The organism is Streptomyces sp. NPDC020742 (assembly GCF_040641675.1).
Taxonomy (GTDB): Bacteria; Actinomycetota; Actinomycetes; order Streptomycetales; family Streptomycetaceae; genus Streptomyces.
In genome coordinates, this window is the sequence record NZ_JBFAEA010000037.1 from 49,670 (window position 1) to 57,701 (window position 8,032).

The 8,032-nt window shown below is 69.5% G+C and carries 6 protein-coding genes; all 6 read left to right on the forward strand.

The features are described from left to right. The first annotated feature begins 133 nt into the window (after nucleotides 1-133). The 6 genes from yajC to AB0G84_RS34370 all read left to right on the forward strand — a co-directional run bounded on the left by yajC (nucleotide 134) and on the right by AB0G84_RS34370 (nucleotide 7,895). Nucleotides 134-601, forward strand: a complete 468-nt coding sequence (gene yajC / locus AB0G84_RS34345) for a preprotein translocase subunit YajC (RefSeq protein WP_361329967.1) — start codon at nucleotides 134-136, stop codon at nucleotides 599-601. Nucleotides 602-754: 153 nt separating this feature from the next. Then, on the forward strand, nucleotides 755-2,527 hold the full coding sequence (gene secD, locus AB0G84_RS34350; RefSeq protein ID WP_361329947.1) for a protein translocase subunit SecD: 1,773 nt from the start codon (nucleotides 755-757) through the stop codon (nucleotides 2,525-2,527). A gap of 1 nt (nucleotide 2,528) precedes the next feature. Continuing rightward, a complete protein-coding gene (gene secF, locus AB0G84_RS34355; RefSeq protein ID WP_361329950.1) occupies nucleotides 2,529-3,656 on the forward strand; it encodes a protein translocase subunit SecF in 1,128 nt (375 codons plus the stop codon). Beyond that, a complete protein-coding gene (locus AB0G84_RS34360) occupies nucleotides 3,653-4,201 on the forward strand; it encodes an adenine phosphoribosyltransferase (protein WP_361329953.1) in 549 nt (182 codons plus the stop codon). Before secF ends, AB0G84_RS34360 begins: the two co-directional genes overlap by 4 nt. A 540-nt stretch (nucleotides 4,202-4,741) precedes the next feature. Next, complete coding sequence (locus AB0G84_RS34365) at nucleotides 4,742-4,891, forward strand: hypothetical protein (protein WP_361329955.1); 150 nt, start codon at nucleotides 4,742-4,744, stop codon at nucleotides 4,889-4,891. Between the two features lie 373 nt (nucleotides 4,892-5,264). Continuing rightward, complete coding sequence (locus AB0G84_RS34370; protein WP_361329958.1) at nucleotides 5,265-7,895, forward strand: bifunctional (p)ppGpp synthetase/guanosine-3',5'-bis(diphosphate) 3'-pyrophosphohydrolase; 2,631 nt, start codon at nucleotides 5,265-5,267, stop codon at nucleotides 7,893-7,895. The last annotated feature ends 137 nt before the right edge of the window (nucleotides 7,896-8,032 follow it).

Sequence of the window (8,032 nt, forward strand, 5' to 3'; positions counted from 1 at the left end):
GCCGATGCCATCCGTACGGACGGCATACCGACCCCCGTATATGAGACCGCGGAGCAGCGGTCGTGCGAAGGATTTCCGTCCCGTGAGTAAGAGTATCGTGACTCTCCTCCCCTTCATCGTCCTCATCGGGGCCATGTTCCTGATGACGCGGTCCGCCAAGAAGAAGCAGCAGGCGGCCCAGCAGATGCGCAATGAGATGCAGGCCGGCACCGGCGTCCGGACGATCGGCGGCATGTACGCCACCGTCAAGGAAGTCCACGAGGACACCGTCCTCCTGGAGGTCGCCCCCGGCGTGCACGCCATCTACGCCAAGAACGCCATCGGCGCGGTGCTCGCGGACGAGGAGTACAACCGCATCCTGGACGGTGCCGACCCGATCCACGCCGACGAGCCGGTCGTTCCGGACGACGCCTCGTCGCTGACCGGCGACAGCGCCGGCGCCGCCACCGAAACGGGTGACAAGGCCGACAAGATCGACCTGGGCAAGACCGAGGCCCCGGCCGACGCGGCCGACAAGGCCGACACGGACGCCGACGAGACCGCCAAGGCCGACACCGACGCCGCTCAGGACGACAAGAAGGCCGGCGGCGAGGCCAAGTAGGGCATTTCCCGGAACCGCGGGGCGCGTGACGGCGTGCACCGCGGTTCCTGGACGGTCTAGGCTCCGGCGGGGGCAGGTCCCCACAAGACTTCGTGGCCGCTCGGCCGACACCGACACCCCAGGCCGAGGGGTTGGACAGGGAGAAACGACAAGGTGGCAGCACCGAAAAAGGGCCGCAGGGCGCCCGCGAGCCAGGGGCATCCGGGCCGCACTCTGCTCCTGGTCCTGATCGTGATGGCGGGGCTGATCGGAGGCATGTTCTACGCCGGGACGCTCACGCCCCGGCTAGGCATCGACCTGGCCGGCGGTACGAGCTTCACGCTCCAGGCCGAGAACATGCCGGGCAAGCCCAACGCGATCAACGAGACCAACATGAAGACCGCCGCCGACATCATGGACCGGCGGGTCAACGGTCTCGGCGTGGCGGAGACCGAGGTCCAGACCCAGGGCACCAACCACATCGTGGTGAACATCCCCCGGGGCACCGACGCCAAGCAGGCCCGTCAGCAGGTCGGCACCACCGCCCAGCTCGGCTTCCGTCCGGTGCTGACCACCACCGTGGGCACCAAGACCCCCGAGCCCAAGCCCAGCCCCTCCCAGGGCAAGGGCGGCCAGGGCGCCGGTGCCAAGGGCGGCGACCAGGGCAAGGGCGGCCAGCAGCACGCCTCGTCCTCGACGGCGCCGTCCTCCAAGCCGACCACCCAGGGCCGCGCCGTGACGGACGCCCTGAAGAAGGCGCCGTCGGCGAAGCCCTCTCCCTCCGGTCCGGCCAAGCAGCCCGCCACGCCCCCGGTACCGCCCGTCCCGGGCGGTGACCAGATTCCGCCGGCCCTGCAGAAGCAGCTGAACGCGCTGGACTGCTCCTCCAAGAAGGCCCGTGCGGTCGCCGGCCAGAAGGCCGCCGCCGCCAAGCCCGGCGACCCGGTCGTGGCCTGCAAGGACGACGGCGCGCAGAAGTACGTGCTCGGCCCGGTCGGTGTCCAGGGCACCGACGTCAAGGACGCCAAGGCCGTCTTCGACAGCCAGAGCGGCCAGGGCTGGATCGTCCAGATGGACCTCACCTCCGACGGTGGCAAGCGGTTCGCTGACGTCACCGGCAAGCTCGCCACCAAGCAGCGGCCGCAGAACCAGTTCGCGATCGTCCTGGACGGCCAGGTCGTTTCCGACCCCTCGGTCGACAAGGCCATCACGGGCGGCGCCGCCACCATCTCCGGCGGCTTCACCCAGCAGTCCGCCGAGAGCCTGGGGAACATGCTCTCCTACGGCGCCCTGCCGCTCTCGTTCAAGATCGTCGACCAGACCACGGTGACCGCGGCGCTCGGCGGTGAGCAGCTGCACGCCGGCCTGCTCGCCGGAGCCATCGGCCTGGCACTGGTCGTCATCTACCTCGTCGCCTACTACCGGGGCCTGGCGCTGGTCGCGCTGGCGAGCCTCGTCGTCTCGGCGGTCCTCACCTACGCGATCATGACGCTGCTGGGCCCGGCCATCGGGTTCGCGCTGAACCTCCCAGCGGTCTGTGGCGCCATCGTCGCCATCGGTATCACCGCCGACTCGTTCATCGTCTACTTCGAACGCATCCGGGACGAGGTCCGCGAGGGCCGTTCCCTGCGCCCGGCCGTCGAACGCGGCTGGCCGCGGGCTCGCCGTACGATCCTGGTCTCCGACTTCGTGTCGTTCCTGGCCGCCGCGGTGCTGTTCATCGTCACCGTCGGCAAGGTGAAGGGATTCGCCTTCACGCTGGGCCTGACCACCGTCCTCGACGTCGTGGTGGTCTTCTACTTCACCAAGCCGCTGATGACGATGCTGGCCCGCCGGAAGTTCTTCTCCGACGGCCACTCCTGGTCCGGTCTGGACCCCAAGCGCCTGGGCGCCAAGCCGCCGCTGCGTCGCCGTCGCACCGCCCCCACCCAGACGAAGGAGGCGTGAGATGTCCAAGCTCGGCAACATCGGCGCCCGGCTCTACCGCGGTGAGGTCGGCTACGACTTCATCGGCAAGCGGAAGATCTGGTACGGCCTCTCGATCCTGATCACCATCGCGGCCATCGTCGGCCTGGCGGTGCGGGGCCTGAACTTCGGCATCGAGTTCTCCGGCGGCGCGGTCTTCACCACCCCGCCGACCAGCGTCTCCTCCTCCCAGGCGCAGCACCACGCCGAGTCGGCCGCGGCCGGCCACCAGGCCTTGGTGCAGAAGCTCGGCAACGGCGGGCTGCGGATCCAGGTCAGCGAGCTGGACACCCAGCAGTCGCTGCCGGTCCAGGAAGAGCTCGCCAAGGACCTCAACATCCCGGTCGAGAAGGTCAACACCCAGCTCGTCGGCCCCAGTTGGGGTGAGGAGATCGCCAACAAGGCCTGGCTGGGCCTGGGGATCTTCATGGTCCTGGTGGTGCTCTACCTGGCCATCGCCTTCGAGTGGCGGATGGCGCTCGCCGCCCTGGTCGCCCTGATCCACGACCTCACGATCACGGTCGGCGTCTACGCCCTGGTCGGCTTCGAGGTCACCCCCGGCACTGTCATCGGTCTGCTGACGATCCTCGGATACTCCCTCTACGACACGGTCGTCGTCTTCGACAGCCTCAAGGAAGCCTCCAAGGACATCACCAAGCAGAACCGCTTCACCTACAGCGAGATCGCCAACCGCTCGATCAACAGCACCCTGGTGCGGTCGATCAACACCACGGTGGTGGCGCTGCTCCCGGTCGCCGGTCTGCTCTTCGTCGGCGGCGGCCTGTTGGGCGCGGGCATGCTCAACGACATCTCGCTGGCCCTGTTCGTCGGTCTCGCCGCCGGTGCGTACTCCTCGATCTTCATCGCGACCCCGCTGGTCGCCGACCTGAAGAACCGCGAGCCGCAGATCAAGGCGCTGGCCAAGCGGGTCATGGCCAAGCGCGCCGCAGCCGCGGCCAAGGGCGAGGACCAGCTGGAGCCGCAGGACGGGGCAGCCGGCACGGCGGACGAGGTCGACGACGACTCCGGCGCCGCCGCGGTCGTCGGCCCGCGCCACCAGCCCGCCTCCCGCAACCGCGGACGCGGCCGCCCGTCGGGCAAGCGCCGATGAGCGCCCCCGCCGAGCTGCGGGAGCTGCTGCTCAGCCGGATCAGCGACGTACCGGACCATCCGCAGCCGGGCGTGGTGTTCAAGGACATCACCCCGCTGCTGGCGGACCCGGCGGCCTTCGGTGCGCTCACCGACGCCTTCGCCGAGCTGTGCGCCCGCCACCGTGCCGACAAGGTGGTCGGACTGGAGGCGCGCGGCTTCATACTCGCCGCCCCCGTCGCGGTGCGCGCCGGCATCGGCTTCGTCCCGGTGCGCAAGGCCGGCAAGCTGCCGGGCAGCACGCTCGGTCAGGCCTACGAGCTGGAGTACGGCACCGCCGAGATCGAGATTCACGCCGATGCGCTGGACCCGGGCGACCGGGTGCTGGTGATCGACGACGTCCTGGCCACCGGCGGCACCGCCGACGCCTCGCTGCAGCTCATCCGCCGCGCCGGCGCCGAGGTGGCGGGCCTGGCCGTACTGCTGGAGCTGGGCTTCCTGGCCGGGCGACAGCGCCTGGAGCCAGGCCTGAAGGGCGCTCCCCTGGAGGCCCTGATCACGGTCTGAGGCGACCAGCACTGCGTGGAAGCGGGCCCCCGGGATTTTCCCGGGGGCCCGCTTCGCGTACGGACGGCCACCACCCTCGAGGCACCCTGGCATGGTGATACGCAGCGCGATGCCCACCCAAGAGCGTCATTTCCTCGAGAAGAGGAATAAATCCGTAGAAAAGGTGCGGATCGAACTTGGCTCGAAAGTGTGTGCGAATCCCGGGCTGTCGTGCTTAGATCTTGGTCATCGCCTTCGACCGGGGCGATGCATCATGGAGGAATTGCTTTGACGATTTCACGCAAAATTGCTACGGGGGCAGTGTCCATCGCATCCCTTGCGGCCGTCGCTCTCGCCTCTACGCCGGTGAATGCGGCTCCGGTGAGCCGGGCGCAGGGTGCGGGTTCGGCTGCTGTGACGGTTAAGGAATGCGGCGGTAAGGCCGGGGGTGTGGCGGGAAGGTGGAGCCCTCCCTCGTACTCGGGCTGCAGCCGTATAGGGAACCACGGGGCCAAGATCGGCTACAGCTGGCATGCCGACAAGGGACGGCCATGCGTCCAGGTGAGGGGCTTTGCCGCCGACGGCAAGGAGCGGTGGTACGGCGCGGGATGTGGCACGGGCGGCCACGTCAAGAACATCCCCTGGGACAACATCGCGGCAAAGCCGGCGATCAGGGTCAAGGGATTCGCGCTGGTGGACTGGAGCCACTGATTTTGTCGGCAGGCTGCTGAAAGCAGTCTGAGGCGCAAGCTCGGAAATCCGAAGCGCGCGCGGAATCTCGAATAGGGCAAGCAAAAGGACATCCGGAGAAAATTCCGGATGTCCTTTTGTTCAGTTTCGCTGTCGGTAGGGGCTGTTCTGCTGCCCGGCCGGCCCGGAGGCCTAGATCACGGTCTGAGCCGCACCGCCCGCGCCCCGTGCGGGCGCCGTTTCGCAACGGGGGAGCCCCGGAAGATTTTGGGTGCCCCTGCTGCTGTGTCATGTACGGAACCATGGCCGCGGGGGAGCCGCGGCGCCGGGCTCGATACCATGGCAGCCCGACCCGTTCGAGGTCCCGGGGTCCGGAACCGCCTGAGGAGTGCTCTTGCCAGACGAGGCCCAGCCGCTCTCCCCCGGACTGCGTCCGGCGGGATCCGATGCCGCGCGTCCCGACGAGGCGGCGGCCGCCGCCGCGACCTCCTCGGACGCGCCCCAGCCCGAGCGGCACGGTGCGCCCGGCGGGACCACCCCGCCCCGGCCCTCCGCAGACCGGCCCGCTGCGGCTTCCCCCGCTCCCGCCGAGCGCTCCCGCCCGGCGCCCAAGCCCGGGCCCGCGGCCTCCTCGCCCCGGCCCGCCGCCCCGGCCCGCGGCGGCAACCCGCCCGCCAAGGCCGGCCCGCCGCCGGCTGCCAAGCCGCTCACGCCCGCGCACGCCGGCCGCTCCGGCTCGCCCAACCGGGTACGGGCCCGCCTGGCCCGGCTGGGCGTCCAGCGCTCCAGCCCGTACAACCCGGTCCTGGAGCCGCTGCTGCGGGCCGTCCGCGGCAACGACCCCAAGATCGAGACCGCGACGCTGCGGCAGATCGAACGCGCCTACCAGGTCGCCGAGCGCTGGCACCGCGGCCAGAAGCGCAAGAGCGGCGACCCGTACATCACCCACCCGCTCGCGGTGACCACGATCCTCGCCGAGCTCGGCATGGACCCGGCCACCCTCATGGCGGGGCTGCTGCACGACACCGTCGAGGACACCGAGTACGGCCTGGACACCCTGCGGAGCGACTTCGGCGACCAGGTCGCGCTGCTGGTCGACGGCGTCACCAAGCTCGACCGCGTCAAGTTCGGCGAGGCCGCGCAGGCCGAGACGGTCCGCAAGATGGTCGTCGCGATGGCCAAGGACCCGCGCGTGCTGGTCATCAAGCTCGCCGACCGGCTGCACAACATGCGCACCATGCGGTACCTCAAGCGGGAGAAGCAGGAGAAGAAGGCCCGCGAGACGCTGGAGATCTACGCCCCGCTCGCCCACCGCCTGGGCATGAACACCATCAAGTGGGAGCTGGAGGACCTCGCGTTCGCGATCCTCTACCCCAAGATGTACGACGAGATCGTGCGGCTGGTCGCCGAGCGGGCGCCCAAGCGGGACGAGTACCTGGCGATAGTGACCGACGAGGTCCAGGCCGATCTGCGGTCCGCCCGCATCAAGGCCACGGTCACCGGCCGCCCGAAGCACTACTACAGCGTCTACCAGAAGATGATCGTCCGCGGTCGCGACTTCGCGGAGATCTATGACCTGGTGGGCATCCGCGTCCTAGTCGACACGGTCCGCGACTGCTACGCCGCCCTCGGCACGATCCACGCGCGATGGAACCCGGTCCCCGGCCGGTTCAAGGACTACATCGCGATGCCGAAGTTCAACATGTACCAGTCGCTGCACACGACGGTCATCGGCCCCAACGGCAAGCCCGTTGAGCTGCAGATCCGCACCTTCGACATGCACCGGCGTGCCGAGTACGGCATCGCCGCGCACTGGAAGTACAAGCAGGAGGCGGTCGCCGGCGCCTCCAAGATCCGCACCGATGTGCCCAAGAACGCCGGCAAGGGCCAGGACACCGTCAACGACATGGCCTGGCTGCGGCAGTTGCTCGACTGGCAGAAGGAGACCGAGGACCCGGGCGAGTTCCTGGAGTCGCTGCGCTTCGACCTCTCCCGCAACGAGGTCTTCGTCTTCACGCCGAAGGGCGATGTGATAGCGCTGCCGGCCGGCGCCACGCCCGTCGACTTCGCCTACGCGGTGCACACCGAGGTCGGCCACCGCACCATCGGTGCCCGGGTCAATGGGCGGCTGGTCCCGCTCGAATCCACCCTGGACAACGGCGACTTGGTGGAGGTCTTCACCTCCAAGGCGACCGGCGCCGGGCCGTCCCGCGACTGGCTGGGCTTCGTCAAGTCCCCGCGCGCCCGCAACAAGATCCGCGGCTGGTTCTCCAAGGAGCGCCGCGACGAGGCGATCGAGCAGGGCAAGGACGCCATCGCGCGCGCCATGCGCAAGCAGAACCTGCCGATCCAGCGGATCCTGACCGGCGACTCCCTGGTCACCCTGGCGCACGAGATGCGCTACCCGGACATCTCCGCGCTCTACGCCGCCATCGGCGAGGGCCATGTCGCCGCGCAGGGCGTCGTCCAGAAGCTGGTGCAGGCGCTCGGCGGCCAGGACGAGGCCACCGAGGACATCGCCGAGTCCACCCCGATCCGGCCGCGCTCCAAGCGCCGCTCCAGCGCCGATCCCGGCGTGGTCGTCAAGGGCGTCGACGATGTGTGGGTCAAGCTCGCCCGCTGCTGTACGCCGGTGCCGGGCGACCCCATCATCGGCTTCGTCACCCGCGGCAACGGCGTCTCGGTGCACCGCGCCGACTGCGTCAACGTCGACTCGCTGTCCCGGCAGCCGGAGCGGATTCTGGACGTCGAGTGGGCGCCCACCCAGTCCTCGGTCTTCCTGGTGGCCATCCAGGTCGAGGCGCTGGACCGCTCCCGGCTGCTGTCGGACGTCACGCGGATCCTGTCCGACCAGCACGTCAACATCCTCTCCGCGGCCGTGCAGACCTCCCGTGACCGCGTCGCCACCTCCCGCTTCACCTTCGAGATGGGCGACCCCAAGCACCTGGGCCATGTGCTGAAGGCGGTCCGGAGCGTGGAGGGCGTCTACGACGTCTACCGGGTGACCTCGGCCCGCCGGCCGTAGCGGCAGCCGCACGGCGCACACATACGGAAGGGCCCCGGTACGGCGCTTGGGTTCTAGTGAACGTTGCAACACCCCAGCTCAAGGGGTGCGATGGACTTCACGATCCGAGCGGACCGGACGGCTCAGGGGCCTGTGAA